General features: G+C 71.7%; 19 protein-coding genes. 7 read left to right on the top strand and 12 right to left on the bottom strand.

All coding sequences use genetic code 11. The features are described from left to right. Positions 1-44 precede the first annotated feature (44 nt). The 4 genes from ABZ354_RS18170 to ABZ354_RS18185 form a co-directional block, all read right to left on the bottom strand. Entirely contained in the window at positions 45-956 is a 912-nt protein-coding gene (locus tag ABZ354_RS18170) for a carbohydrate ABC transporter permease (protein ID WP_358657806.1), read from the bottom strand. A 109-nt stretch (positions 957-1,065) separates the two neighbouring features. Further along, positions 1,066-2,334 (bottom strand): sugar ABC transporter permease, encoded by a 1,269-nt coding sequence (locus ABZ354_RS18175; protein WP_358657808.1) that lies wholly within the window; start codon positions 2,332-2,334, stop codon positions 1,066-1,068. A 50-nt stretch (positions 2,335-2,384) separates the two neighbouring features. Then, a complete protein-coding gene (locus ABZ354_RS18180) occupies positions 2,385-3,635 on the bottom strand; it encodes an ABC transporter substrate-binding protein (RefSeq protein WP_358657810.1) in 1,251 nt (416 codons plus the stop codon). 151 nt (positions 3,636-3,786) lie between these two features. Then, the gene (locus tag ABZ354_RS18185; protein WP_358657812.1) at positions 3,787-4,815 is read right to left on the bottom strand and encodes a substrate-binding domain-containing protein; all 1,029 of its coding nucleotides are present in this window, start codon (positions 4,813-4,815) and stop codon (positions 3,787-3,789) included. Positions 4,816-5,026: 211 nt separating this feature from the next. Between ABZ354_RS18185 and ABZ354_RS18190 the strand changes: the two genes are divergently transcribed. Then, positions 5,027-7,237, top strand: a complete 2,211-nt coding sequence (locus tag ABZ354_RS18190) for a glycogen debranching N-terminal domain-containing protein (RefSeq protein WP_358657814.1) — start codon at positions 5,027-5,029, stop codon at positions 7,235-7,237. 223 nt (positions 7,238-7,460) lie between these two features. On the opposite strand, the gene ABZ354_RS18195 is transcribed toward ABZ354_RS18190, so the two are convergent. Continuing rightward, on the bottom strand, positions 7,461-8,423 hold the full coding sequence (locus tag ABZ354_RS18195; protein WP_358657987.1) for a DUF3048 domain-containing protein: 963 nt from the start codon (positions 8,421-8,423) through the stop codon (positions 7,461-7,463). Positions 8,424-8,607: 184 nt separating this feature from the next. On the opposite strand from ABZ354_RS18195, the gene ABZ354_RS18200 reads away from it, so the two are divergent. Further along, a complete protein-coding gene (locus tag ABZ354_RS18200) occupies positions 8,608-9,798 on the top strand; it encodes a zinc-dependent alcohol dehydrogenase (RefSeq protein WP_358657816.1) in 1,191 nt (396 codons plus the stop codon). A 7-nt stretch (positions 9,799-9,805) separates the two neighbouring features. Here ABZ354_RS18200 and ABZ354_RS18205 read toward each other — a convergent pair whose 3' ends face one another. Then, positions 9,806-10,882 (bottom strand): ATP-dependent DNA ligase, encoded by a 1,077-nt coding sequence (locus ABZ354_RS18205; RefSeq protein WP_358657818.1) that lies wholly within the window; start codon positions 10,880-10,882, stop codon positions 9,806-9,808. A 74-nt stretch (positions 10,883-10,956) separates the two neighbouring features. Between ABZ354_RS18205 and ligD the strand changes: the two genes are divergently transcribed. Beyond that, on the top strand, positions 10,957-11,982 hold the full coding sequence (gene ligD / locus ABZ354_RS18210) for a non-homologous end-joining DNA ligase (RefSeq protein WP_358657820.1): 1,026 nt from the start codon (positions 10,957-10,959) through the stop codon (positions 11,980-11,982). Here ligD and ABZ354_RS18215 read toward each other — a convergent pair. Then, on the bottom strand, positions 11,969-14,149 hold the full coding sequence (locus tag ABZ354_RS18215; protein WP_358657989.1) for a family 16 glycoside hydrolase: 2,181 nt from the start codon (positions 14,147-14,149) through the stop codon (positions 11,969-11,971). The genes ligD and ABZ354_RS18215 overlap by 14 nt on opposite strands. Before the next feature lie 56 nt (positions 14,150-14,205). Further along, positions 14,206-16,644, bottom strand: coding sequence for a ThuA domain-containing protein (locus tag ABZ354_RS18220; protein WP_358657822.1), 2,439 nt, complete (start codon positions 16,642-16,644; stop codon positions 14,206-14,208). Positions 16,645-16,923: 279 nt separating this feature from the next. Between ABZ354_RS18220 and ABZ354_RS18225 the strand changes: the two genes are divergently transcribed. The 3 genes from ABZ354_RS18225 (at position 16,924) to ABZ354_RS18235 (ending at position 19,691) form a co-directional block, all read left to right on the top strand. Then, complete coding sequence (locus ABZ354_RS18225) at positions 16,924-17,886, top strand: multicopper oxidase domain-containing protein (protein WP_358657824.1); 963 nt, start codon at positions 16,924-16,926, stop codon at positions 17,884-17,886. A 320-nt stretch (positions 17,887-18,206) separates the two neighbouring features. Then, on the top strand, positions 18,207-19,244 hold the full coding sequence (locus tag ABZ354_RS18230; RefSeq protein WP_358657826.1) for a LacI family DNA-binding transcriptional regulator: 1,038 nt from the start codon (positions 18,207-18,209) through the stop codon (positions 19,242-19,244). Between the two features lie 201 nt (positions 19,245-19,445). Further along, positions 19,446-19,691 carry a WhiB family transcriptional regulator gene (locus tag ABZ354_RS18235; RefSeq protein WP_358657828.1) on the top strand — a complete coding sequence of 82 codons (246 nt, stop codon included), beginning with the start codon at positions 19,446-19,448 and terminating at the stop codon, positions 19,689-19,691. A 91-nt stretch (positions 19,692-19,782) separates the two neighbouring features. On the opposite strand, the gene ABZ354_RS18240 is transcribed toward ABZ354_RS18235, so the two are convergent. From ABZ354_RS18240 to ABZ354_RS18250, 3 genes are all read right to left on the bottom strand, one after another. Beyond that, a complete protein-coding gene (locus ABZ354_RS18240; protein ID WP_358657830.1) occupies positions 19,783-20,760 on the bottom strand; it encodes an acyl-ACP desaturase in 978 nt (325 codons plus the stop codon). A gap of 218 nt (positions 20,761-20,978) precedes the next feature. Beyond that, positions 20,979-21,755, bottom strand: a complete 777-nt coding sequence (ddaH, locus tag ABZ354_RS18245; protein WP_358657832.1) for a dimethylargininase — start codon at positions 21,753-21,755, stop codon at positions 20,979-20,981. 317 nt (positions 21,756-22,072) lie between these two features. Then, positions 22,073-23,695 (bottom strand): ABC-F family ATP-binding cassette domain-containing protein, encoded by a 1,623-nt coding sequence (locus ABZ354_RS18250; RefSeq protein ID WP_358657834.1) that lies wholly within the window; start codon positions 23,693-23,695, stop codon positions 22,073-22,075. A gap of 369 nt (positions 23,696-24,064) precedes the next feature. Here ABZ354_RS18250 and ABZ354_RS18255 point away from each other — a divergent pair, with 369 nt between their 5' ends. Next, the gene (locus ABZ354_RS18255) at positions 24,065-24,709 is read left to right on the top strand and encodes a GPP34 family phosphoprotein (protein WP_358657836.1); all 645 of its coding nucleotides are present in this window, start codon (positions 24,065-24,067) and stop codon (positions 24,707-24,709) included. A gap of 205 nt (positions 24,710-24,914) precedes the next feature. Here ABZ354_RS18255 and ABZ354_RS18260 read toward each other — a convergent pair whose 3' ends face one another. Beyond that, entirely contained in the window at positions 24,915-25,331 is a 417-nt protein-coding gene (locus ABZ354_RS18260; protein WP_358657838.1) for an SsgA family sporulation/cell division regulator, read from the bottom strand. Between the last annotated feature and the right edge of the window lie 32 nt (positions 25,332-25,363).

A 25,363-nucleotide genomic window follows, 5' to 3' on the forward strand; every position in this document is an offset into this window, starting at 1 on the left:
CACACCACCCCGCGACGCCGGGGTGATCCAAACGACAGGCCCTACTAGCCCTTGGTCGCGCCGGATGTGCCGCCGCGGACGAAGTGCCGCTGGAAGGCGAAGAACACCAGCGCCACGGGGATGGTCATGAGCAGGGTCGCCGCGAGTTTGAGCGGGTACTGGTTGCCCGAGCCGAGCTGTCCGGAGACGAGTGAGGCGACCCCGGTGGTGAGGGTGTTGAGCTCCGGGCTCTGCCGGGACACGATGAAGTGGCCCAGCTCGTTCCATGAGCCCTGGAACGACAGGATGGTCAGGGTGAGGAGTGCGGGCCGGGCCATCGGCAGCACGATGGACCAGAACGTCCGGAAGGTGCTCGCGCCGTCGATGCGGGCCGCTTCCTCGACGCTGACGGGGATCGACTCGAAGAACTGCTTCATGATGAACACCCCCGCGGCGTCGGCGAGAAGCGGGACGATCATGCCCGCGTAGGAGTCGTACATCCCGATCTGGTTGAGGACCAGGAACTTCGGGATGAGCAGGACGACGCCGGGCACGGCCATGACCGCGATGACGGCGGCGAACAGTGCGCCCCGGCCGGGGAAGCGCAGCCGGGCCAGTGCGTATCCGGCCAGGGAGTCGAAGAACACCCGGCCCGCTGTGACGAACAGGGCGACGACGACGGAGTTCGCGAACCAACGCGGGTAGTCCGCTTCGGCGAGCCGGCTGAAAGCAGCTGTCGTGACGTGGTCCGGCCACAGCGACAGCGGGTTGCCGGTGGCGTCCGCATCGGTCTTGAAGCTCGTCGCGAGCTGGATGAGGAAGGGGTAGATGTAGAGCATCGCGACGACGACGAGGGCCGTGTAGCCGAGCGCGCGGGTGAGGCCGCCGCGCCATGTGCGGTGGCCTGCGCGGGTCGCGTTCGTGGCGTCGGCGTGCGCTGCGGTGTCTGTGTCGGCATGCTTGGATCGTGTGCTCATCGCGTGCCTCTGTGGACGTCGGGGGTGGCTGCCGGGGCCGCTGCGGTGATGGGTCCGGTCGCGTCGGTGCCCGGTCGTGCGCAAGGGGCCGTCACGGGGGTGCGGGGCATCAGGCCGTCCCCGCGATCGGGCCGGACCCCGAGCGGGCTGCTCTTGCCGCGCGCCGGGTGGCGGCCCTGGCACGGGCCTCGTCCTTGTCGCGCAGGACGAACCGCTGCAGCAGCGTCATCGCGACGATGATCGCGAAGAGGATGAAGGCGATGGCGCTGCCCTGGCCCCACTCGTTGTCGGTGAACGAGGACTGGTACGAGAGGAACGCGGGGGTAAGTGTCGTCTTCGCCGGTGCGCCCTTGCTCATGACGTAGATCTGGTCGAAGACCTGCCACGTGCCGATGAGTCCGAGGGTCAGGACGAGGAAGAGGGTCGGCTTGAGCATGGGCAGCGTGACGTGGCGGAACCGCTGCCAGCGCCCGGTGCCGTCGATCTCGGCGGCTTCCTCGACCTCCAGGGGGATGTCCTGCAGGGCGGCGAGGAACATGAGCATGAACGTGCCCGCCGTCGTCCACACGACCAGGATGATGATCGCGCACATGGCCACACTGGGACCGGAGATCCAGTCCCACAGGGACAGGCCGCCGACAGAGGTGCCGGCGAGCGCGGAGGGCGGCGCGTCGGTGTTCACTCCGAGGACGCCGAGAGCGAGATGGATGATGCCGCGGGGATCGGCGAACCAGGCCGGTCCGTCGACTCCGATCTTCGCCAGCAGGGAGTTGACCACGCCGCTGGAGGAGAAGATGAACAGGAAGACGACCGAGATCGCGACCGAGCTCGTCACCGACGGGAAGTAGTACGCGGTGCGGAAGAACCCTTTGCCCTTGAGTCGTCTGCCGTTGACGAGGAGGGCCAGGCCCAGCGCGAGCGCTGTCTGCAGCGGGACGACCAAGAGGACGTAATAGGCGTTGTTGCGCAGGCTCGTCATGAAGTCGCTCTGCGCCAGGCCGGGTTCGGTGACGATCCGCTCGTAGTTCCGCGCACCGGCGAAGTGCACGCCCGAGGAGAAGGGGCTGCCCTGACCGTTCCAGTCGGACAGGCTCACCCAGAGCGCCATGGCAATGGGCACGACCAGGAAGAGCCCCAGCACGACGAGGACCGGTGAGACGAACAGCCAGCCGGCGAGCCACTCACGGCCCCGGACACCGCCGCGGGGGGCCCGGGCGCCGCGGCCTGCACCTGCCGCCCCGACGCCGTCCGGGCCGGTTGCCCTGCCCGGTCCGCGCGGCACGGACGACGAGGCGGGGGCCTTGACGGTGTCTGCCGTCCGGGCCGGGGCCGGGCGGCGGCCCGGGTCCTTGGCGGGCCCGGGATTCGGTTCACTCATCGCAGGTTCACTCTCGTTCCGTTCCTGCCCGGATTGCTGTGCCGCCCGGGTCACTGGCCCACGACCGCCTGCGCGTTCTTCTGGAGCCGCTTGAGGATCTGCCTCGGGTCGGCTCCCGGGAGTGACTGGAGGCCGGTGTCGAAGTCGGCGAGCACCTGGTCGATCTTCGCGACGTTCACCGGCGCCTGCGCATATGCGGCGCCGTCGATGAATGCCTTGTCCTGCGGGAACCGGGCGACGTAGTCGGCCTGAGCGGACTGCCGCGAGGGCATCACGCCGATCGCCTCGGCGAAGGTCAGCTGGTTGTCCTTCGTGGTCATCGCCTTGACGAAGTCGATGGCCGCGGCCTTGTGCCTACTCTTCGCCGCGACGCCCCAGCACTGGGTGAAGGCGAGTGTGCCCTTCGTGCCCGCAGGACCGGCCGGCAGCGGGACCGTCTTGTACGTGACGTCCGGGTAGTCGCTCTTCATGGCGCCGGCGATCCAGTTGCCCTCGATCGTCATGGCGGCCTTCTGCTTGCCGAAGGCCTCGCCCGGCCAGCCGGAGTCGAGCTGCTTGGGGTACTTGGCCGACCCGTCGGCGAGCAGCGACCGGACGAACTTCAGGGCCTTGAGGTTCTCGGGAGAGTCCGCGGTGACCTTGGTGGCGTCCTTGTTCGTCACCCATCCGCCGGCCTCGACCATGAAGGCACCGATCCGGTCGCGTGTGTCCCCCAGGGCGAGGCCGACCCGCTTGCCCGTGGTCAGCTTCTTAGCCACGGCCGCCAGTTCCTCCCAGGTCGTGGGATAGTCGGCGTCGGTCAGGCCGGCCTTCGACCACGCCGCGGTGTTGATCTGCAGGCCGAGCGTGGAGAAGTCCTTGGGCACGCAGTAGAGCTCGCTGTCATGGGTGAACGCCTGACGCAGAGCGGGGTAGAAGTCGTCCTTCCCCTCGAAGCTGTCGCCGTAGGGTTCGAGACTGCCCGCGCTCGCGTACGTCGCGAAACGGGCGGCGTCGACGTAGAAGACGTCCGGCGGGTTGTTCGAGGCGAACCCCTGGCCGAGCTGCTGGCCGATGTCCTGGGCCTGGGAGACGGTCGCCTTGTTGCCGGACCTCGCCGCCCAAGCGCCGGAGGCGTCCGTGACGGCCTTCGTCTCCGCGTCGCCGCTGGAGGCGATGAGGACCTTGATCGAGGCGGGGCCGGACGACGCCTGGCTGTCCGCCGTGTCGGTGTCGTCGAACCCGCTGCCGCCACAGGCCGACAGGCTGAGCGACAGCACTGCGACGCCGCCAACAGCCCAGCTCATACGCTGACTTCTCATGAGAAATCTCCTTGCGCGGGCCGGCTTGATGAGCCGGTGTAGAGGGGACCGCGTCCCGTCCGCCGCACTGGCGCCGGGATCGTGGTTGCCGACCGGGGGGCCTGCAGAGCCGTTCGGCGGGTTGAAAGGGGTGGGGTGCAGCGGGGACGGCTCAGCCGCTCGCCCGGACGACGAGCCGGGGCGGCAGCAGGATCGGGGTGGGTGGGACGTCCGGCGGTTCGGGAGTCGCCAGCAGCTCCTGGAGCATCCGCAGGCAGGCGGCGGCGGCCTCGTCGTACGGCTGCGCCACGCTGCTCAGGCCAACGACCGCCGCGGCCGGGGAGTCGTCGAAGCCGACCACCGCGACATCGACCCCGGGACGAAGTCCCCGCGCCGTGATCTCGGTCCAGGCCCCCAGCGCCAGCGAGTCGCTCGCGCAGACGATCGCCGTAGGCGGACCGGGTAGGTCCAGCATCGCCGCTGCGGCCGTACGGCCGGTGTCGAGCCCGTCGGGGACGCCCATGTCGTAGCCGGCGGGGACGTCGAGTCCGGACACGGCCAGGAGCGCGGACCAGCCACTGCGCCGGTCGTCGCCTACCTCTGCTCCTTGCGGCCCTTCCGGCCAGCCGAGGAAAGCGATCCGCCGGTGACCGCTCTCGATGAGATGCCGGGTGGCGGCAAGGGTCCCTTGCGCGCCGTCGACATCGACCCAGCCGTGGGCGGCCTCGGATTCAGCCCCCCACGGCCGGCCGAAGGTCACGAACGGTACTCGGCGCTCGGTGAGCCACGCCGTCCGGCGGTCACCGGCGTGGGTGGCGTGCAGGACGAAGGCGTCGAGGTCGTGATCGTCGAGCAGCTGCTCGTACAGGGAGCACTCGTGGTCGTCGTCCGTGGCCGTGAACACCACGATCCGGTAGCCGGCCTCCTGGGTCCGGGCGGTCAGCGACTGGAGGAACTGGGCGAGCACGGCGCCGTTGACGCCGTCGCGCACCGGTTCGATGCGAGCGCCGATCAGGCGTGAACGCCGGGTGCGCAGCGTCCGGGAAGCCTGGTTCGGGCGGTAGTTGAGCTCCTTGATGGCGGCCTGCACCCGGGCCAGGGTCTCCGGCCGCACCCGATGCGGAGCGTTGATCACGTTGGACACGGTCTGTGTCGAGACGGAGGCATGCCGCGCCACGCTGTCGAGTGTTACTCGCGCCATCGCGAAGCCACCTCCATGAGTCCACCGCGCCGCAGCGTATCCGCCCCGGGGGCGTCGCAGTGTGTCGCCGTTCCGCCTGGATTTGAACGTTAAATTTAGCGTTCCAATCGGTTACTGTGGCGATCACCGCGCAGGCTGTCAAGAGTCGGCGCGGTCACGAACCGCCCCCACCAACGGCCCACGACACACGAGGGCACCGGACGGAGCTTCCATGACGTCACCCGAGCGGCAGCCGCTCCTGCACGATCTCGCGGTCACCCTCGCCGCCCCGACCGTCGTGCTGTCCGGGCCGGACGGCAACCTGGACGCCGCCTCTCCCGGGGCCGGCGTACAGGGGCTCTTCCACGCCGACATACGGGCGCTGAGCCTGCTGCGCGTGACGCTGCGCCCCGACCACGCACCGTCCGGCGAGCACGCGGGGAAGGCGCCTCCCCCTGCCGGCCGGGACGGCGAGGCCGAAGGGAATACCGAGGGCCCGGGCGCGGACGAGCCCGGGACCGGGGGCGAGGACTGGCTTCCGACCGTCGCGGTCATGACCGCGACGGACGGACCCGGCCGCAGCCGCTTCGTCGGCCTGGCACAGTCGCTCGGCGACGCCGTCCCCGACCCGACCGTCCGGGTCGACCGACGGCGCACCGTCACTCCCGGCCGGCTCGCCGAACGGCTGACCGTCCGCTCCACCGCGACGACGCCGGTGCATCTCGCCGTCCGGGTCGAGATCGCCGGAGACCTCGTGACACTGGAGCACACCAAGGCGGGCCTGCCGCCCCGCTCTCCCGCCGAGCCGCGAAGTGAACTGCTCCCCGGCGGCGGCATGTTGCGCTGGGGCAACCAGGCGGTCGCCGTCGCCGTCAGCGCCCCCGGCGCGACACCGGACGCCGAGCGTTCCACCCTGACCTGGACCCTCACGGTCAAACCCGGCGAGAACGTCGACCTCCACCTGGCCGTCGAGGTCTCCGACACGGCCGCGGTCGTCACCGCGGCCGATGACCGACCCACCTGGCAGCGCCCGGATGTCACCGCCGACGACCGTCGGCTGCCCGCTCTTGTCGCGCAGAGCCTGGACGATCTCCACTCGCTGCGCATGGCCACTGCCGCATCACCCGGCGACACCTTCCTCGCCGCGGGCGTCCCCTGGTTCTTCACCCTTTTCGGCCGGGACAGCCTGTGGGCCGCGCGGATGCTCCTGCCGCTGGGCACCGACCTCGCACGGGGCACCCTGCGCACCCTGGCCGCCCGGCAGGGCACCCGCACCGATCCGGCGGCGGAGGAGGAACCCGGCAAGATCCTCCACGAGGTCCGGCGCGACCTCTTCGACGACGGCCAGGGCCTGCGCCTGCCGCCCGTCTACTACGGCACCGTCGACGCGACCCCCCTGTGGATCTGCCTGCTCCACGACGCCTGGCGCTGGGGTCTGCCCGCGGCCGACGTCGAACCGCTGCTGCCCGCACTCACGGCGGCACTGGGCTGGATCGACGCCGCCGCCCGGGCCGGAGACGGATTCCTCTCCTACATCGACCACACCGGCACCGGACTGGCCAACCAGGGCTGGAAAGACTCCGGCGACGCCGCCCGGTACGCCGACGGCCGCCTCGCCGAAGCACCCCTCGCCCTCGCCGAAGTACAGGGCTACGCCTACGAGGCCGCCCTCGCCGGCGCGGCACTCCTCGACTCCTTCGCACTGCCGGGCGGCGAACACTGGCGGACCTTCGCGACCGGCCTCGCCGACCGGTTCCGCGCCCGGTTCTGGGTCGCCGACCAGCAAGGCCCCTACCCCGCCATGGCACTCGACGGCTCCGGGCGCCCCGTCGACTCCGTCACAAGCAACATGGGCCACCTCCTGGCCACCGGCATACTCAACGCCGAGGAGAGCGCCGCCGTCGCCGCGCGGCTCGCCGCCCCCGACATGTCCGACGCCTACGGGCTGCGCACGATGTCGTCCCAGTCCGGCGGCTTCGGCCCGCTCCGCTACCACTGCGGCACTGTCTGGCCGCACGACACCGCCATCGCCGTCACCGGCCTCGCCCGCACCGGCCACCCCCGGGCCGCCGCCCGGCTCGTCGAGGGCATCCTCGCCGCGGCCCCCGCCTTCGACTACCGGCTGCCGGAACTGTGGGGCGGCGACGCACGCGCAGACACCCCCGCCCCCGTCCCCTACCCGGCCGCCTGCCGGCCACAAGCCTGGTCGGCGGCAACCGCCATCGCCCTCATGACCGCACTGACCGGACTGGAGCCCGACGTACCCGCCGGCCGCCTCCGCCTCCGGCCGACAGGCCCGCTCCCTGTCGGCGCACTCACCGTCGCAGGACTCAAGGTCGCAGGAGGACGGCTGGACATCACCATCGGCACCGACGGCCGCATCACCTCGATTGCGGCACCCCCGGGACTGGTCGTCGAGGAGCACACGGCACCGCGCCCCTAGAGGATCACTCCAGCCGTCGCGTGACGTTGCCGGTACCGCTCGCGCGCGGCCGCCTCGCTGGACGCGGTCACCACCCGCACCGACCCGAAGAAGTCGGTCAGGACCCGGCCCCGGCTGCCGCGGAGGGCCCCCGTCACCAGTGCCGACGCGGATCCGGGCAGCCCCCGGCCGGCTTCCCGGCGTCCTCAGGTCCTCGGTCCAGGTGCTCCGGCGGCTCCCGGCCTCAGCGCGGCGCCTTCGTGAGGACCACCCACACCTGGCCCTTGGCGAAGTTCACCGGCGTGCCGTCGGCCTGCGTGAACGAGGTGCCCGCCGTGGCCGCCGGCCGCTTCCACACGACGTCGTGCGCCCGCCCGTCACGCAGCACCGTCGCCCGGCCGGAACCCACCGTCTCGGTGTAGGGCGTGTTGCTGCCGAGGAAGTCCCCGTAGGCCGAGTTGCGCACCTTCACGTACTGCACGACCACGGTCGCGGGCGCCGGCGTCGACTGCGGTGCGGGCGCCGCGCCGTCCATCGCCACCAGCCAGCGGCCGCGGTACTCCGACCAGGTGAAGGTGAAGCGGGCCGCCGGATAGCGCACCGTCTGCGAGACCTCGGCCCGGCCGCCCGCCGGGGCGGCCCCGTACCGGAAGCCCGTGGTCAGCGCGGCCGCGCCCGGTGCGGACGGGAGCAGGCGGTTGGGGCGTACGTAGAGGTTGTGGGGCGCGGCACGGCCCGGTTCGCGGAAGTAGCCGTCCTTCACCTTGTCCGGCGACGCGTCGCGCAGCGGGGCCCGGGCGATCAGCGGCTTCAGCTTGCTCTGCACCCCGGAGAAGGCGAGTGTCGGGTGCCGGAACTGGGCCAGCAGTTCCAGATCGGATTCGCGTGCGCTGCGCACCGGGCCGACGGCGTCGGGGAGCTTGGTCGCGTAGACGGCCATCAACCGGCTCAGCCCGCCCTCGACCTGTTCCACGTACACCACGTCGGCGGAGTCCAGCCCCGTCTGAGGCCGGGCGGCGGGCGCGTTGTCGATCTTCACGGCGAGGAGGGGCGCGGCGGTGCCGTGCGACGGGTCGGGGCGGGACGCCCGGCCGTCGTCCGCCGGTCCCGGGGCCGTCGAGCAGCCGGCGGTCAGCGACGCCGTCACCGCCGCGGCCAGTACCGCGACCGTCGTCGTGACACGCCCGAGGCGTGTCCCTCGTTCCATGGCCATCGTCGCCCACCTGTCCTGTTCATCCGATTGTGCGCTTGTCTGGTCGGAAGTGGCCATACCCCGTTTCTCTCGGGCGGGCGCGGTGACTGGGCCGAACGGCCCACGAGGTTCGGCCCCAGGGGCGTCGGGTACCCGGGCGCCACCACAGCACCGGACAGCAGGGAAGGGAGCGGCGACGATGAGAGCAGTGACCTGGCAGGGCAAGCGGGACGTGCGCGTGGACAGCGTGCCCGACCCGAAGATCCAGGAACCGACGGACGCGGTCATCCGCATCACGTCCAGCGGCCTGTGCGGCTCCGACCTCCATCTGTACGAGGTGCTCACGCCGTTCATGACACCCGGAGACATCCTCGGACACGAGCCGATGGGCATCGTCGAGGAGGTCGGCGAGGAGGTCACGAACCTCAAGCCGGGCGACCGCGTCGTCGTCCCGTTCCAGATCGCCTGCGGGCACTGCGTCATGTGTTCCACGGGCCTGCCCACCCAGTGCGAGACCACCCAGGTCACCAGCGAGGGCATGGGCGCCGCACTGTTCGGCTTCACCCGCCTGTACGGCGCCGTCCCCGGCGCCCAGGCCGAGTACCTGCGCGTCCCGCAGGCCCAGTACGGCCCCATCAAGGTGCCCGAGGGCCCGCCCGACGACCGGTTCGTGTACCTCTCCGACGTGCTGCCCACCGCCTGGCAGGCCGTCGCCTACGCCGACGTCCCGCAGGGCGGCAGCGTCGCCGTCCTCGGCCTCGGACCCATCGGCGACATGGCCTGCCGCATCGCCCAGGTACGCGGCGCCGGGCGCGTGTTCGGCATCGACCTGGTGCCGGAACGGCTGCGCCGGGCCCGCGCCCGGGGCGTGGAGACGTACAACCTGCGGGCCTTCGACAGTGAGAAGGAGCTCGTCTCCGCCATCCAGGACGAGACCGACGGACGCGGCCCCGACGCCGTGATCGACGCCGTGGGCACCGAGGCCCACGGCAGCGCCGCCGCCCGCCTCGCCCAGCAGGCCTCCACGCTGCTGCCCCGCCGCGTCGCCGCCCCGTTCGCCGAGCGCTTCAGCGTCGACCGGCTCGCCGCCCTGTACACGGCCATCGAGCTCGTCCGGCGCGGCGGCACCCTCTCCCTCATCGGCGTGTACGGCGGCATGGCCGACCCGGTGCCGCTGCTCACCATGTTCGACAAGCAGCTCCAGATCCGCATGGGCCAGGCCAACGTGCGCCGCTGGAGCGACGACATCCTGCCGTACCTCACCGACGAGGACCCCCTCGGCGTCGACGACTTCGCCACCCACCGGCTGCCGCTGACCGACGCGCCGCACGCCTACGAGATGTTCCAGCGCAAGCGGGACGGCGCGGTGAAGGTGCTGATGCAGCCGTAGCCGGCCGTCACGACGGCCGCGGGGGCGCGAAGATCTCCGCGAGGTCGTAGCGCACCGGCTCCTCCAGCTGCGCGTACGTGCAGCTCTCCGGGGTGCGGTCCGGGCGCCAGCGGCGAAAGCGCGCCGTGTGCCGGAACCGCGCCCCGTTCTCCATGTGGTCGTACGCCACCTCCGCCACCCGCTCCGGCCGCAGCGGCACCCACGACAGGTCCTTCTTCCCCGACCAGCGGCTCGGCGCCCCCGGCAGCCGCGCCGTCTCGTGGGCCGCCGCCTCCGCCCACGCCGCCCACGGATGCCCGGACACCTCGTCCATCCGCAGCGGCCGGAGTTCATCGACCAGCTCCGCCCGCCGCTTCATCGGGAACGCCGCCGACACGCCCACATGCTGGAGGGCGCCCCGGTCGTCGTACAGGCCGAGCAGCAGCGACCCCACGACCGGGCCGCTCTTGTGCAGCCGGTAGCCCGCCACCACCACGTCCGCCGTCCGCTCGTGCTTGACCTTGAACATGGCCCGCTCGTCCTGCAGGTAGCGCCCGCCCGGCGGCTTCGCCACGACCCCGTCGAGACCGGCGCCCTCGTACTGCTCGAACCACTGCCGCGCCACCTCCGCGTCCGTCGTCGCCGGGGCCACGTGCACCGGTGCCGTCACCCCGGACAGCGCCCCGACCAGCAGAGCCCGCCGGTCGGTGAGCGGCACGTCCAGCAGCGACTCGTCGTCCAGCGCCAGCAGGTCGAAGGTGACGAACGACGCCGGGGTCCGCTCCGCGAGCGTGCGCACCCGCGAGTCCGCCGGATGGATGCGCTCGGTCAGCGCGTCGAAGTCCAGCCGCCCCTCCCGGACGATCACGATCTCCCCGTCCAGCACGCACCGCTCGGGCACCCGCTCCCGCAGCGCCGCGACCAGCTCCGGGAAGTACCTGGTCAGAGGCTTGGTGGTACGGCTGCCCAGCTCCACCTCGGCCCCGTCGCGGAACACGATCGCGCGGAACCCGTCCCACTTCGCCTCGTAGTGCATGCCCGGCGGAATGCTCGCCACGGACTTGGCGAGCATCGGCTTCACGGGCGGCATGACCGGGAGATCCATGGTGCGATTCTGCGTCCGGGATGTCCGCTCCGCCCGCTGTGCGAGGTCCGCCGGGCTCGCCTACCGTGGCTCGCATGGCGGATGCGGTGGAACTGCGGGCGGGCGGGCGGACGGTGCGTCTGTCCAGTCCCGGCAAGGTGTTCTTTCCGGAGCGCGGCTTCACCAAGCTGGACCTCGCCCGGTACTACCAGGCCGTCGGCCCCGGCATCCTGCGCGCCCTGCGCGACCGCCCCACCACCCTGGAGCGCTACCCCGACGGAGTGACGGGCGAGTCCTTCTTCCAGAAGCGGGCCCCCAAGAACATGCCCGACTGGATCCCCACCGCCCACATCACCTTCCCCAGCGGTCGCAGCGCCGACGAGATGTGCCCCACCGAGGAGGCGGCCGTGCTGTGGGCCGCCCAGTACGGCACCCTCACCTTCCACCCCTGGCCGGTGCGCCGCGCGGACGTCGACAGCCCCGACGAACTCCGCATCGACCTCGATCCGCAGCCCGGCACCGACTACGACGACGCCGCCCGCGCCGCCCACGAACTGCGCGCCGTGCTCGACGAGTTCGGCGGCCTGCGCGGCTGGCCCAAGACCTCCGGCGGACGCGGACTGCACGTCTTCGTGCCCATCGAACCCCGCTGGACCTTCACCCAGGTGCGCCGCGCCGCCATCGCCGTCGGGCGCGAGATGGAACGCCGGATGCCCGGCCGCGTGACCATCAAATGGTGGAAGGAGGAACGCGGCGAGCGGATCTTCGTCGACTACAACCAGACCGCCCGCGACCGCACCATCGCCTCCGCCTACTCCGTACGGCCCCGCCCGCACGCACCCGTGTCCGCGCCGCTGCGCTGGGACGAGGTCGGTGTCGCCCACCCGCGGGACTTCGACATCGCGACCATGCCCGCGCGCTTCGCCGAACTCGGCGACGTGCACGCGGACATGGACGAACACCGCTTCTCCCTGGAGGCCCTGCTGGAGCTGGCCGCCCAGGACGAGGGCGACCACGGGCTCGGCGACCTGCCGTACCCGCCCGAGTACCCCAAGATGCCGGGGGAGCCCAGGCGGGTACAGCCCAGCCGTGCCCGCAAGCAGGGGCCTACAGGTCCCTGATCCGGATGTCCCGGTACGAGACGACATCCGCCGTGCTGTGCACCTGGAGCCCGAGGTAGCCGGAGGCGAAGCGCCGGCCGTCGGTGCCCGGGTCGTCCGAGCGCGGCGGCTCGAAGGCCTGGCCCCCGGTGTTGTCGAACTCGTTGAGCAGCACGCCGTTGCGGTAGACCGAGTAGTGCTGGTCGACCACCCGGATCTCGTAGTCGTTCCAGGTGCCCTTCGGGGTCACGCCCGCGCCGGCCAGGCCCACGCGGTCGAAGCCGTAGACCGACCCCGTCTTGTACATGTCGCCGTCGGGCCGGTCGAAGACCTGCACCTCGTGGCCGTACTTGATGGCGGCCCACTCCGGCCGCGGCTCCTCCGGGTGGTCGTGGATCCACGGGAAGCGCACGAACACGCCCGAGTTGGCGTTGCCCGTGCCCGGCGCGTCGTCACGCCACTGCAGCCGCAGCGAGAAATCGCCGTACTTGCGCTCCGGGAGCCACAGCATGCCCATGCCGGCCCTGGTGGTGCCCGAGGTGATCGTCCCGTCCGCGTTCAGCGCGAACGAACCGCCGCCGACCTGCTCCCACCGCGCGAACGACTCCGCGCTGCCGTCCATGATCTTGCGGTAGCCCTCGGTCTGTCCCGGCTTGCCGATCCCGGACTGCCGGGCGGCCCGCGTGATGGCGTTGTTCTCGCGCTGGTCGACGACCCCTTCCTTCAGCAGCGCGGCCAGGACGGACTTCACGTGCTTGAGGAACAACGCGTGGGACGTCCACTCCTTCTCGTCCTCGATCAGCTCGTTGATCCGGCACCGGTTGTCCGTGACCCGGTTCGGCACGCCCGAGTCGACCGTGCCGACGATCACCGTCCGCCGCTCGTCGTACTCGGGGCAGTCCGGTGCCGGGACCCCGCCGCCGGCCACCACCGTGAAGCTCACGGTGCGCGGCTCGGAGGTGTTGCCGGCCTTGTCGGACGCGCGGTAGGCGACGGTGTGCGTGCCGAGGCGGTCCACGACCAGCGGCGCGGTGTACGCCAGGTACGGCCCGCCGTCCAGCGAGTACTCGACCCCGGCGATGCCGGAGCCGCCCTCGTCCGTCGCCGCGACGGTCACGGTGGCCCGGCCGACGTACGCCCCGTCGGAGTCCCGCGAGCCTTCCAGGGTCACGCCCGTCACCGGCGGCGTGGTGTCCTGCGGGGGCGCGGAGACGACGGTGAACTCGACGCTCTTCCCGGCCGAGGCGTTGCCCGCCTTGTCGGTGGCGCGGTACCGCACGGTGTGCGTCCCGGCCTCGTGCACCATCACGGGCGCGGTGTACGCCTGCCAGGCGCCGTCCGCCCCGATGGCGTACTCGATGGAGTTGACGCCCGACCCGGTGTCCGACGCGGTGACGGTGACCGTCGCCATGTCGACGTACGCCCCGTCGGGACTGCGCTCACCGCTGACCGTCGCCGAGGTCTCCGGGGGCGTCGTGTCGTCGGACGGCGGCGCGGCGACCGTGAAGGTGACGCTCTTCTCGGCCGAGACATTGCCCGCCTTGTCGAGCGCCCGGTGGCGGACCGTGTGCTCGCCCACCTGGTCCACCACGACCGGCGCGGTGTACGGCTGCCAGGCGCCGTCGGCCCCGACCGCGTACTCGATCCGGTCCACGCCGGAGCCGCCCGCGTCCGTGGCGCTGATCGCCACGCTCGCCGAACCGACGTACTGCCCCTCGGCGTTTCGCGTGCCCTGCACCTCGGCCGCCGTCTCGGGCGCCGTGGTGTCGTCCCCGCCGCCCTCGGTCACCGTCAGCACGCCCTGCATCTGCCCGTGACCGGGAATCGTGCAGTGGTACAGGTAGCGGCCGGGCGTCAGCGTCACCTCGGCGGTGTGCCGGCCGCCCTGGTCGTCGTTCGGGTTGGCCAGGACGTTGACCTGGACGTCGCTGTTGTACTCGGGGTCACTGGTGACGAACGTCAGCGTGTGCGGCATGCCGGTGGTGTTGCCGGTCGCCGCGCTGTTCTCGAAGACGATCGTCGCCGGGCCCGCCACGGCCGTCTCGGGCGCGGACCCGTAATGGGTGATGTCGTCGCCCGCCGTCCAGGTGAGGACCTGCTCGGCCCGCACGGACGGCGTGTCCTGTCCGCTCGCCGTCGTCTGCAGACCGAACGTCATCAGCAGACCGGCGAGCAGGGCGGCCCACACTCTTCGGTGCCGCACGCCTCGCCTCCGCGCCGGGAGTGTCATGGGTGTCGTGGGTGTCACCGGCTCCTCCTTGCCAACTGGCCGGCCGCGGGCGTCGGCCCGCCGCCGGTGTACGTGACCCGCCACAGCGCCGACTTGGCGTCCGAGGTGAAGAAGCCGCGCCCGTAGTCGAGGACGTACAGCACGCCGTCCGGGCCGAACTTCCAGTCCATGAGGTTCTTGATGCCGTCGTTGCCGGTCGGCACGATCTTCTTCAGCGACTCCGAGTGCACCGGAAGCCCGCCGTCGCCCTGCGTCCGCGAGTCCATGAGCACGGCGTTGCGCGGCTGGTCGGAGTCGTAGAAGTCGCCGACGAACCACTTGCCGTCCCAGTACGCCGGCCACTTGGTGTCACTGGCGTTGCCGGCGTCGTACCGGTAGACGGGACCGTTCATCGCGGCCTGGCCGCCGCCCTTGAGCCACGGCAGCCGGTAGGTCGCCTCGTCCGCCTTGTACGAGGGCACGCCGTCCGCGTCACGCGGGAAGTCCGGCGCACCGCCCTGCGGCGAGTACCAGATGTTGTTGCCGGTCACCGGCGGCAGGTTGACGAGGCCGTCGTTGTTCGGCGACTCGTTCTTCGGGTGGTCGCAGTCGTACCAGCCGAGCGGCTGTGTCGGGTCCGGCAGGTTGCGGTCCCGGTAGGGCTGCTTGTTGCCCATGCAGTACGGCCAGCCCCGGTTGCTCGCCTTGGTGATCACCGCGAACGTGTCGTACTTCGCCGGGCCCCAGGTCGTCGACGGCTGGCCGGCGTCGGGCCCGACCCAGCCCGCGTACAGGGTGTCGGTCGTCTTGTCGACGGAGATGCGCGCCGGGTTGCGCACGCCCATCACGTAGATCTCGCCGCGCGTCTTGCCGCCGCCCTCGGCGGTTTCCTTCCCCGTGAAGAGGTTGCCGTCGGGGAGGGTGTACGTGCCGTCCGGCTCCGGATGGATGCGCAGGATCTTGCCGTTGAGGTTGTGGGTGTTGCCGGCGGTGCGGCGCGCGTCGGCGAACGACACGCCCTTGAAGTTCGGCTGCGGGTTGTTGCCCGAGTAGCCGCCGCTGAAGCCGCTGGAGTTGTTGTCGCCGGTCGCGATGTACAGGTTGCCCTTCGAGTCCCAGGCCATCCCGCCGCCCGCGTGGCAGCAGCTGTGGATCTGCACGGGCCACTTCAGCAGCACCTTCTCGCTGCCGGGGTCGAGCTTGCCGGTGGCCTCGTCGAAGGTGAAGCGGGAGACGCGCCGTTCGGCCATGTGCGTCTCGCGGTCGATCCCGGAGTGCGGGGTCCAGTGCAGATACACCCAGCCGTTGTGCGTGAAGTCCGGGTCGAGCTCGATGCCGAGCAGGCCCTCCTCGACCTTGACGAGCTCGTCGCCGCCGCCCTTGTTGCCGAACACGGTCAGCGCGCCCGCCAGGGTGACCTGCTTGGTCTTCGGGTCGTAGACGTGGATCTCGCCCGTGCCCTTGCCGATGTCGGGGTCGTCCCAGTCGGTGATCACGGGCTGGGAGGAGTCGGCGCCGCCGCGGCCGATGTAGAACGCCCGGCCGTCGGGTGCGGTGACCAGGCCGTGCGGCTCGCCGATCTGGTCGTTCCGGCCGGGCTGGTTGGGCTTGGTGAGCCGCTCGGCCTGGTAGTTGCCGCTGATGGTGGCCTTGCAGTCGGCCCGCGCGATACGGGTCGTCCACAGCAGCGCGCCGCGCAGATGCGTACGGAAGTCCGTCTCGTCGTAGGACGAGACCGTGCCGCCCATGCCGGTGTAGAAGGACCGGCCGCCGTCGTAGTCACGGCACCAGCTGACGGGATGGTCCCAGCCGTTCGCGGACGACCCGGGCCGGTACGTCGACTCGCGCACGCGGGCGACCGTGTGGACCTCGCCGGACGGGTTCTCCGTCCAGTTCAGCCACCGGTCGGGCCGTTTCCACTCGGCCGGCAGGTCCTTGGTCGCCGGATGCCGCCGGTCACCGACCTCGACGGTGGCCCGCTGCGTGGTGTCCGGCGAGGACGCCGCGGGGCGGGCGCCGACGAGACCGGTGAACCAGTCCGAGTACGGTTCCGCGCGGGCCGCGTCGTGGATGCCGACGAAACCGCCGCCGGCCTCCATGTACGCCTCCAGACCCGCCTCCTGGTCCGGGTCGAGGACGTCACCGCCGCCCGTCAGGAACACGATCGCGTTGTAACGCCCCAGCCGGGCCTCGTCGGTGAAGACCCCGGCCTCGTCCGTCGCCTCCACCTTGAAGCGCTGTCCGGTCGGGCCGGACAGGCCGATCCGTTCGATCGCCTCGATTCCGGCGTTCACGACCGGGGACTCCTCCCCGGCGGCGGAACCGTGGAAGATCAGCACCCGCACGTTCGCGCCACCCGGCGGCGACTTGATGGACATCGTTGTCACGGACGGTTCGTCCGGCAGGGGACGTGCGTCGGCGGCGGGCGCCGACAGCAGTCCCGCGGCGACGAGCCCCGCGGTCAGGGACGCCATCCGGGCTCGTTTCCCGGTGCGTCTCGCGCTCGGTCCTCGCAAGCGCACGGGCCGTTGATGCGAAGTGAATCGCATGTGTCACCCACCCTTCTCGGTCGCGGCAACAGCGCCACGGAAGCTAGACCTCTTTGCTTGGTTCGCCAAGAGATATGACCGACATTCAACGAACTTTGTCCTGAGCGTGGATAAACGGGCGGGGGATCGGTACCGTCGCACAGGTTCCTCACAGCCACGTGCCTCGCACGTCGTCACTTTCCGCATCCGGATGGGGAGTTCCGCATGGACAGACGCCACTTCAACCGGCGTGTGCTGATGGGTGGCGCCGCCGCCGCGACATCGTTGTCTCTCACGTCGGGTTCCGCGGCGGACGCCGCCGAGCCGGCCGGCACCGCACTGGCCGGTACGGCCCCGGCCGGGGGCGAGGTGAAACGCATCAAGCTGTACGCCGAGAAGCTCGCCGACGGCCGGATGGGCTACGGCCTGGAGAAGGGCAAGGCGTCGGTCCCCGGCCCGCTGATCGAACTCGGCGAGGGCGACACCCTGCACATCGAGTTCGAGAACACGATGGACGTCCCGGTGAGCCTGCACGTCCACGGCCTGGACTACGAGGTTTCCAGCGACGGCACGAAGATGAACAAGAGCGACGTGGAGCCCGGCGGCACCCGCACCTACACCTGGCGCACCCACGCCCCCGGCCGCCGCAAGGACGGCACCTGGCGGGCGGGCAGCGCCGGCTACTGGCACTACCACGACCACGTCGTGGGCACCGAACACGGCACCGGCGGCATCCGCAAGGGCCTGTACGGGCCGGTGATCGTGCGCCGCAAGGACGACGTCCTGCCCGACAAGACGTGCACGGTCGTCTTCAACGACATGACGATCAACAACAGGCCCGCGCACTCCGGCCCGGACTTCGAGGCCACCGTGGGCGACCGCGTCGAGTTCATCGTGATCACGCACGGCGAGTACTACCACACCTTCCACCTGCACGGTCATCGCTGGGCCGACAACCGCACGGGCATGCTCACCGGGCCCGACGACCCGAGCCAGGTGATCGACACCAAGATCTGCGGCCCGGCGGACTCCTTCGGCTTCCAGGTGATCGCGGGGGAGGGCGTCGGCGCCGGGGCGTGGATGTACCACTGCCACGTCCAGAGCCACTCGGACATGGGCATGGTCGGCCTGTTCCTGGTGAAGAAGCCGGACGGCACGATCCCGGGCCACGAGACACACGCACACTGACCGGCCGCCCGGTCCGCCCCGGCCCACCCGGACCCGGCCCGCCCTGGCCCGCGCGGGGACGGGGCGCGGGCCGGGCCACCCGTCCGAGTCGTGGCCGCCGTCCCGGCCCCGGCGACCGAGGCGGGCGTCGCGACCGTGGTCTCGGAGCCGTCGTCGCGACCGTGGCCACCGGGCCGTCGTAGCGCGACGCGCGGGCCGTGCGCGGCGAGTCCGCGCCCGCCGGACCCACACCGTTTCCACGGACCCGAGAGCGCTCTCATGCCACCGGGTGTCCGGGCTATCCTGAGCGGCAGCCGCCGAGGACGATCAGGAGCCCGAACGTGACCGAGACAGCGCCGCGCCCCACGCTGGAGGCAGTGGCCGAGCGGGCCGGGGTCTCGCGGGCCACCGTGTCCAGAGTGGTGAACGGGGCGGCAGGAGTACGGGAAAGCCTGGTGGAACGGGTCAGGCGGGCCGTGGAGGAACTCGGCTACGTCCCCAACCAGGCCGCCCGCAGCCTCGTGACCCGGCGGCACGACGCCGTCGCCGTCGTCATCGCCGAACCGGAGGCCCGGGTCTTCGCCGACCCCTTCTTCGCCAGGCAACTGCGCGGCATCAGCAAGGAGCTGACCGCCCACGACAACCAGCTCGTGCTGCTGCTCACCGAGGGCCGCGACGACCACGCCCGGGTCGCCCGCTACCTCTCCGGCGGGCACGTCGACGGGGCGCTGGTCTTCTCGCTGCACCTCGACGACCCTCTCCCCGGGCTGATCCAGAGCGCCGGGGTCCCGACCGTGTTCGGCGGCCGGCCCGGCTGGAGCGACGGCCGCGGAGGTGTGGTGTATGTCGACAGCGACAACCGGGGCGGGGCGCGGGAGGCCGTGCGTCACCTCGTCGCACTGGGCCGCAGCCGCGTCGCCCACATCACGGGCCCGCTCGACCAGACGTCGGCGGTGGACCGGCTCGACGGGTTCCGGGACGTCATGGTGGACGTCGACCCGTGCCTGGTCGCCGAGGCCGACTTCACCGCTGCGGGCGGCGAGCGCGCCATGCGGCAGCTGCTGGAGAACTGCCCCGACCTGGACGCCGTGTTCGCCGCGAACGACCTGACGGCCGCCGGTGCGCTGCGGGTGCTGCGCGAACACGGGCGCAGCGTGCCCGACGACGTCGCCGTGATCGGCTTCGACGACATGCTGGCCGTCGCCGAACAGACCGAACCGGCTCTCACGACGGTCCGCCAGGACATAGAGGAAATGGGCCGTCTGATGGCCCGGCTGCTACTGCGCGGCCTGGACCGCGACGAGTCGGCCGAGACGGTGGGCGGCGCGCCGTCGAACGTGATCCTGCCGACGACGCTGGTACGGCGGGCCTCCGCGTAGGACGGGGCCCGGGTGAACGGGGGAGACCGCGAGGGCCGGGCGCCGCCCGGGTCCCCCGTCTCTCCGTCCAGCCCGATTCTTCCGCGCGCCGCCGTGCTCCGGGCCGGGTACCGGGCCACCATCGGTATGGCCGAGGGCCTGCCCTCAGGCGTTGATCGGGCGTTGATGGAACGTTTTTCGCGACGCGGCACGATCACGCTCATGCCATCCGAGACAATCACCCCGGCCCACACCGCCTGGCAGGAGCGTGCCCTGTGCGCGCAGACCGGGGCCGACTTCTTCTTTCCCGAGCCGGGCAGTTCCGTGCGCGAGGCGAAGCGCATCTGCGGCATGTGCGAGATGCGCCCCGCCTGCCTGGACTACGCGCTCCACCACGACGAACGCTTCGGCGTGTGGGGCGGTCTGTCGGAGAGGGAACGGCTGGAGCTCAGGCGCACCGGCCACTGACCCGGGCGGACGGCCGCGCCGCGCGGCCCCCCGCGGCCCGGGGTGTCCCGGCCCGGGACGACGGGGCGTGGGCCGGGACGATGCGGCACGGTCAGGCGCTCGCGCGGGACGCCATACGGGCCTTGCGCGCCGCGAGCTTCTCGTCGAACTTGGCCGCCTCGGCGTCCAGGCCGCCCATGTACAGGCCCAGTTCCTCCTGTGCCTGCAGGCCCTCGGGGCCCAGGCCGTCGATCTCCATGATCTTCAGGAAGCGCAGCACGGGCTGCAGCACGTCGTCGTGGTGGATCCGCAGGTTGTAGACCTCGCCGATGGCCATCTGCGCGGCGGCCCGCTCGAAGCCGGGCATGCTGTGGCCGGGCATGCGGAACTGGACGACGACGTCCCGTACGGCCTGCATCGTCAGGTCGGGGGCGAGCTCGAAGGAGGCCTTCAGCAGGTTGCGGTAGAAGACCATGTGCAGGTTCTCGTCGGTCGCGATGCGCGCCAGCATGCGGTCGCAGACCGGGTCGCCCGACTGGTGGCCCGTGTTGCGGTGCGAGATACGGGTCGCGAGCTCCTGGAAGGCGACGTAGGCGATCGAGTGCAGCATCGAGTGGCGGTTGTCCGACTCGAAGCCCTCGCTCATGTGCGCCATACGGAACTGCTCCAGCTGGTCCGGGTCCACGGCCCGCGAGGTGAGCAGGTAGTCCCGCATCACGATGCCGTGCCGGCCCTCTTCGGCGGTCCAGCGGTGCACCCAGGTGCCCCAGGCGCCGTCGCGGCCGAACAGCGAGGCGATCTCGTGGTGGTAGCTTGGGAGGTTGTCCTCGGTGAGGAGGTTGACCACCAGGGCGATGCGGCCGATCTCGGTGACCTTCGACTGCGGCTTCTCCCAGGCTTCGCCGTCCTCGAAGATCCCGGGGAAGTTCCGGCCGTCGCTCCACGGGACGTACTCGTGCGGCATCCAGTCCTTGGCGACCTTCAGATGCCGGTTGAGTTCCGTCTCGACCACTTCCTCCAGTGCGTACAACAGCTGGGCGTCGGTCCAGGCGCCGGCCGGGCTGCCGAGGTGGGGAGTGGTGATCGTCATAAAGGCTCCATCGGGACTTCTGAGCGGAAGAACGTAACCTACGGCATCGTAGGCTACGTTTCCGTAGGTTACGAGACCGTAGGTTAAGGGCGACGTAAGGGCCGCTGCTCATCCGGGTGATGGCGGGCGGCGGCCGGGGTGCCCCGAGTACGAACCGGGGTGCGAAACGGCCCCCGGCCCGCAGGCCGGGGGCCGGATGAGGCCTTACGCTCACTGGTTCAGGCGTACAGCTCCCGCAGTCGCACCGAGAGGCATGTCACACATCCTTCCAGCTTCTCGAACTGGTCGATGTCCACGACGACCGGCTCGTGGCCGAGGTCGGCGTACAGCTCCGCCGTCTTCGGGGCGCTCGCGGACATCAGCAGTTTGCCGCGGCCGAGCAGCACCACGTGCGCGCCCGACTCCTCGGGCACCGGCAGGAAACGCGGGAACAGCGACGGCACGTCCATCTTCGGGATGTGCCCGACGACCGTGCCGTCCGGCAGCGCCGTGACCGCGGACTTCAGGTGCAGCACCTTGCTCACCGGCACGGCGACCACCCGTGCGCCCAGCGGTTCGAAGGCGGCCCGCAACTGCTGCACCCCGGCCGCGTTGGTGCGCCCGCCGCGGCCGACGTAGATCGTGTCGCCGATCTTCAGGACGTCGCCGCCGTCCAGCGTGCCCGGCTCCCAGATCCAGTTCACCGAGCAGCCCAGGCGGGCCACGGCCTCCTCCACGCCGGCCGTCTCGGGACGCCGGGACTCGGCGCCGGACCGGGCGATCAGCGCGACGTTCCTGTACATGACGACCGTGTCCTCGACGAACACGGCGTCGGGACAGTCGTCGGCCGGATCGACCTCGATCGTCTCCCAGCCGTGGGCGCGCAGTGCCCGCGCGTACCCCTCCCACTGCTCCACCGCGACATCGACGTCGATCTTCTCCCGGTCGATGTGCGTCACCAGCCCCTCGGCGAGACGCGGACCGGGGCGGCGGACGAGGGCCTTCTTGCTGGGCACGGGGCATCTCCATCGAGGACTCGCTGGTCGGGCCATCATGCGGCACTGCGCCGGCAGCGGCGACAGGAGGGGCGCACCCGGCTGCCGTCGTGCGCCGGTGGCGATCACAGGGGCGCTCCGTCGTGCGTCGTGCGCCGTCGGTGCGCCCTGTGTGCCGCCCGGCCATCATGCCCTCAGGACGAGTGGGGCAGACCCCAGGGGTGTGTCCTTTCGGTTGTTCCCACCGGTTGTGTCCCACCGGCTCACGGGGGGTGCCGCCGCGGGCCCGAGCCAAAGCGGTGAGCCCGCTCCTGCCGCGGGGCGGGGCTGGAACCTGGCTAGCTGGGACGTCCGACGTCCTCCGGGGTGGTCTCCCTCAGTTCCCCGTCCAGCTCCAGCCAGCGGGTGATGCCGATCGACGCCAGGAACGGCAGGTCGTGGCTGGCCACGACCAGAGCGCCCTCGTACGACTCCAGGGCCGTGGTGAGCTGCCGGACGCTCGCCATGTCGAGGTTGTTCGTCGGCTCGTCCAGCATGAGCAGCTGCGGCGCGGGCTCCGCCAGCATCAGGGCCGCCAGTGCCGCCCGGAAGCGTTCGCCGCCGGACAGCGTGCCGGCCCGCTGGTCGGCACGCGCACCCCGGAACAGGAAGCGGGCCAGCCGCGCCCTGATCCGGTTGTTGGTGGCGCCCGGCGCGAACCGGGCCACGTTCTCCGCGACGGTCAGCCCGGCGTCGAGGACGTCGAGGCGCTGCGGCAGGAAACGCAGCGGGACGTGCGCCAGCGCCTCGCCCGACACCGGCTCGAGCTGCCCGGCGATCGTGCGCAGCAGCGTGGTCTTGCCCGCGCCGTTGCGCCCGACGAGCGCCACTCTCTCCGGGCCCCGCAGCTCGAAGGCACCGGCCACGCGCGCCCCGTACACCAGCTCCAGGTCCCGCAGCGCGAGGACGTCCCGGCCCGGCGGCACGGCCGTGTACGGCAGGTCGATACGGACCTCGTCGTCGTCGCGTACGGCGTCCGCCGCCTCGTCGAGCCGCTCCTTCGCCTCGGCGAGCTTCTCCTCGTGCATGATGCGGTGCTTGCCCGCGGACTCCTGCGCCGCGCGCTTGCGCGCCCCCATGATGATCTTCGGCTCGCGTTTCTGCTCGTACATCTTCTGGCCGTACCGCTTGCGGCGGGCCAGTTTGACCTGGGCGTCGGCCAGTTCGCGCTTCTGCTTGCGCAGATCGGCCTCGGCGACGCGCACCATGCGTTCGGCGGCGTCCTGTTCGACGGCGAGGGCCTCCTCGTACGCCGAGATGTTCCCGCCGTACCAGGTGACCTCGCCGCCGCGCAGGTCGGCGATCTGGTCGACGTGTTCCAGCAGCCCGCGGTCGTGGCTGACCACGATCAGCACGCCCGGCCACGACTGGACGGCCGCGTACAGCCGGCGCCGGGCATACAGGTCGAGGTTGTTGGTGGGCTCGTCCAGCAGCAGGACGTCCGGCCGGCGCAGCAGCAGCGCCGCCAGCCTGAGCAGGACGGACTCGCCGCCGGACACCTCACCGATGGTGCGGTCGAGCCCGATCCGGCCGAGTCCGAGCTCGCCGAGCGTGGCCAGGGCGCGCTCTTCGACGTCCCAGTCGTCGCCGACGGTCTCGAAGTGCTCCTCGGCGACGTCGCCCGCCTCGATGGCGTGCAGGGCGGCCCGCTGCGCGGCGATGCCGAGTGCGGCGTCGACGCGCAGGGCCGTGTCGAGCGTGACGTTCTGCGGGAGGTACCCGACCTCGCCGGTCACGCGGGCGGTGCCGTCGAGCGGGGTGAGCTCCCCGGCGATCAGCTGCAGCAGGGTGGATTTCCCGGAGCCGTTGACGCCGACGAGTCCGGTGCGGCCGGCTCCGAACGACACGTCGAGGCCCTCGAAGACGGGCGTCCCGTCGGGCCAGGCGAAGGACAGGGAGGTACAAGTGACGAAAGTAGACATGCGGCCTCGCGGTTGCGTGGTGCGGTCAGGGGCAATCGCGTATCGAGACACCGCGAGGCACGACCGACAGCGGGGCCGAGAGCCGGGAGGGAGGCGCGGGCATGAGAAAAGCCCTGTTCCGCGTTCCGGAAGGACGGCTCGAACGCCGAGGTCGCACACGAAGCACACCCTCGTGGGTGTGACACGGTGTCTCAGGACCTCAGACGAGCAACGTCCTTCTCCAATCGACGGCAACAGGACCGCTGTACACCGTATGAGGGGCCCGGTGGGGAGTCAAAGCGTTTTCGCGCCGCTCGCCTGACTGACTGGGGCGGCCACGACCACGAGCGGCGGCGATCGCGCCGGCGACTCACGGACCGAGGAGGCCCCGTGTCCCCTGCCCCGCTCACCCTGCCCGCCCTGCTGCAACTGCTGGCGCGGGACGCCGCCGACCCCCGGGCCGCGCGGCACCTGGTGCGGGCCGGCGCGCTCACCGACCTGGCCCGGCGCGGCCTGCTCGTGGACCACGACGGCATCGCCACCCCGGCCGACCTGGACTCCACCACCGGGGACGGCGTCCTCGACGGGCTGCTGGAACTCGTCCGCGAGTCCCTGCCCCGCCGCTGGCGCGACTGGGTGACGCTGTACGCCCGGACCACCACGGACGCCGTACGGGAGCAACTGGTCGCGGCCGGGTACGTACGGGCCGAGCGGCGGCGGGCGCTGGGGCTGTTCCCGTCCGTGGAGTACGTGCCCGACCGGGCCGCCGACGTGGCCGCGCTGCGCGAACACGCCCGGTACCTCCTCGACGGCCCGCTGCCGGCCGGGGGCGCCTCCGAGGACGACGCGGCACTCGTCGCCCTCGCCGCGGCGGCCGGACCGCGCGGGGTGGTGCCGGACGGGGAGGATGTCCGCCGCCGCGAACGGCGCGTCCAGGAACTCACCGCGCGCGCCGCGGCGGCACCCGGCCTGGGGCGGGTACTGCCGGAGCTGTGCGCGGCGCTGGCGTCGCGGCCGGTGCCGTCGCTTCTCTGAAAGGGCCGGGGCGCGTCGGCCCCGGCAGGGCGCGCGGTGACGGCGGGGCGCGCGGTGACGGCGGGTGCCCGTAGGCGCCCGCCGCCCTGCCGTACCGCTCGGGCCGCGACGGCCCCAGGAGGCGCATGACCTCGAGGGGCCTCACGGTGAACCGCCGGCGGTCGGCGAACCGCAGCGCGATCAGGGCCCGGAGACCCCGGGCCGCTCAGCAGGCGTCGCGCATCAGCTCGGCCAGGTCCTGGTCCAGGTCGAGATGACGGTGCTCCTGGCCCGCGGGCACGAGAGCGCCCGTCGCCGTCAGGAACCGGCGCACGTCGTCCGAGCAGACGTGCACCACGGCGGTCCCCTCGGGGGCGTGGAACTCCAGCATCGTGCGGTCGGGTCCGTACGGGCGCACCCGGACGTCGCCGTACCCGTCGGGCGCGCACAACCCGGCGGCCAGCAGGTCGCGGGCGAAGGTCCAGCAGACCTCCACGTCCTCCAGCGTGGCCGGGGCCGGGAACGTCATGCGAACGGCGAACGGGTCGCGCCGGTCGTAGTGCAGCGTGGCGGGAATGCTCGGCATGCGGGGCGCGTCGGCCACGAGACGGGCCTCCACGAGCTGCTCGATGACGATGGACAACGCCTTGCTCCTTGGGACGGCTTGGCAGGACT

The organism is Streptomyces sp. NPDC005925 (assembly GCF_040638805.1).
In the GTDB taxonomy this organism is placed as follows: domain Bacteria; phylum Actinomycetota; class Actinomycetes; order Streptomycetales; family Streptomycetaceae; genus Streptomyces.

Coding starts and splice junctions, on each gene's coding strand:
- ABZ354_RS18195 (WP_358657987.1), bottom strand. CDS start 8,423: ATGGAACGAGGGACACGCCTCGGGCGTGTCACGACGACGGTCGCGGTA.
- ABZ354_RS18240 (WP_358657830.1), bottom strand. CDS start 20,760: ATGACGATCACCACTCCCCACCTCGGCAGCCCGGCCGGCGCCTGGACC.
- ligD (WP_358657820.1), top strand. CDS start 10,957: ATGGCGGATGCGGTGGAACTGCGGGCGGGCGGGCGGACGGTGCGTCTG.
- ABZ354_RS18170 (WP_358657806.1), bottom strand. CDS start 956: ATGAGCACACGATCCAAGCATGCCGACACAGACACCGCAGCGCACGCC.
- ABZ354_RS18225 (WP_358657824.1), top strand. CDS start 16,924: ATGGACAGACGCCACTTCAACCGGCGTGTGCTGATGGGTGGCGCCGCC.
- ABZ354_RS18235 (WP_358657828.1), top strand. CDS start 19,446: ATGCCATCCGAGACAATCACCCCGGCCCACACCGCCTGGCAGGAGCGT.
- ABZ354_RS18205 (WP_358657818.1), bottom strand. CDS start 10,882: ATGGATCTCCCGGTCATGCCGCCCGTGAAGCCGATGCTCGCCAAGTCC.
- ABZ354_RS18190 (WP_358657814.1), top strand. CDS start 5,027: ATGACGTCACCCGAGCGGCAGCCGCTCCTGCACGATCTCGCGGTCACC.
- ABZ354_RS18250 (WP_358657834.1), bottom strand. CDS start 23,695: ATGTCTACTTTCGTCACTTGTACCTCCCTGTCCTTCGCCTGGCCCGAC.
- ABZ354_RS18200 (WP_358657816.1), top strand. CDS start 8,608: ATGAGAGCAGTGACCTGGCAGGGCAAGCGGGACGTGCGCGTGGACAGC.
- ABZ354_RS18185 (WP_358657812.1), bottom strand. CDS start 4,815: ATGGCGCGAGTAACACTCGACAGCGTGGCGCGGCATGCCTCCGTCTCG.
- ABZ354_RS18175 (WP_358657808.1), bottom strand. CDS start 2,334: ATGAGTGAACCGAATCCCGGGCCCGCCAAGGACCCGGGCCGCCGCCCG.
- ABZ354_RS18220 (WP_358657822.1), bottom strand. CDS start 16,644: ATGGCGTCCCTGACCGCGGGGCTCGTCGCCGCGGGACTGCTGTCGGCG.
- ABZ354_RS18180 (WP_358657810.1), bottom strand. CDS start 3,635: ATGAGAAGTCAGCGTATGAGCTGGGCTGTTGGCGGCGTCGCAGTGCTG.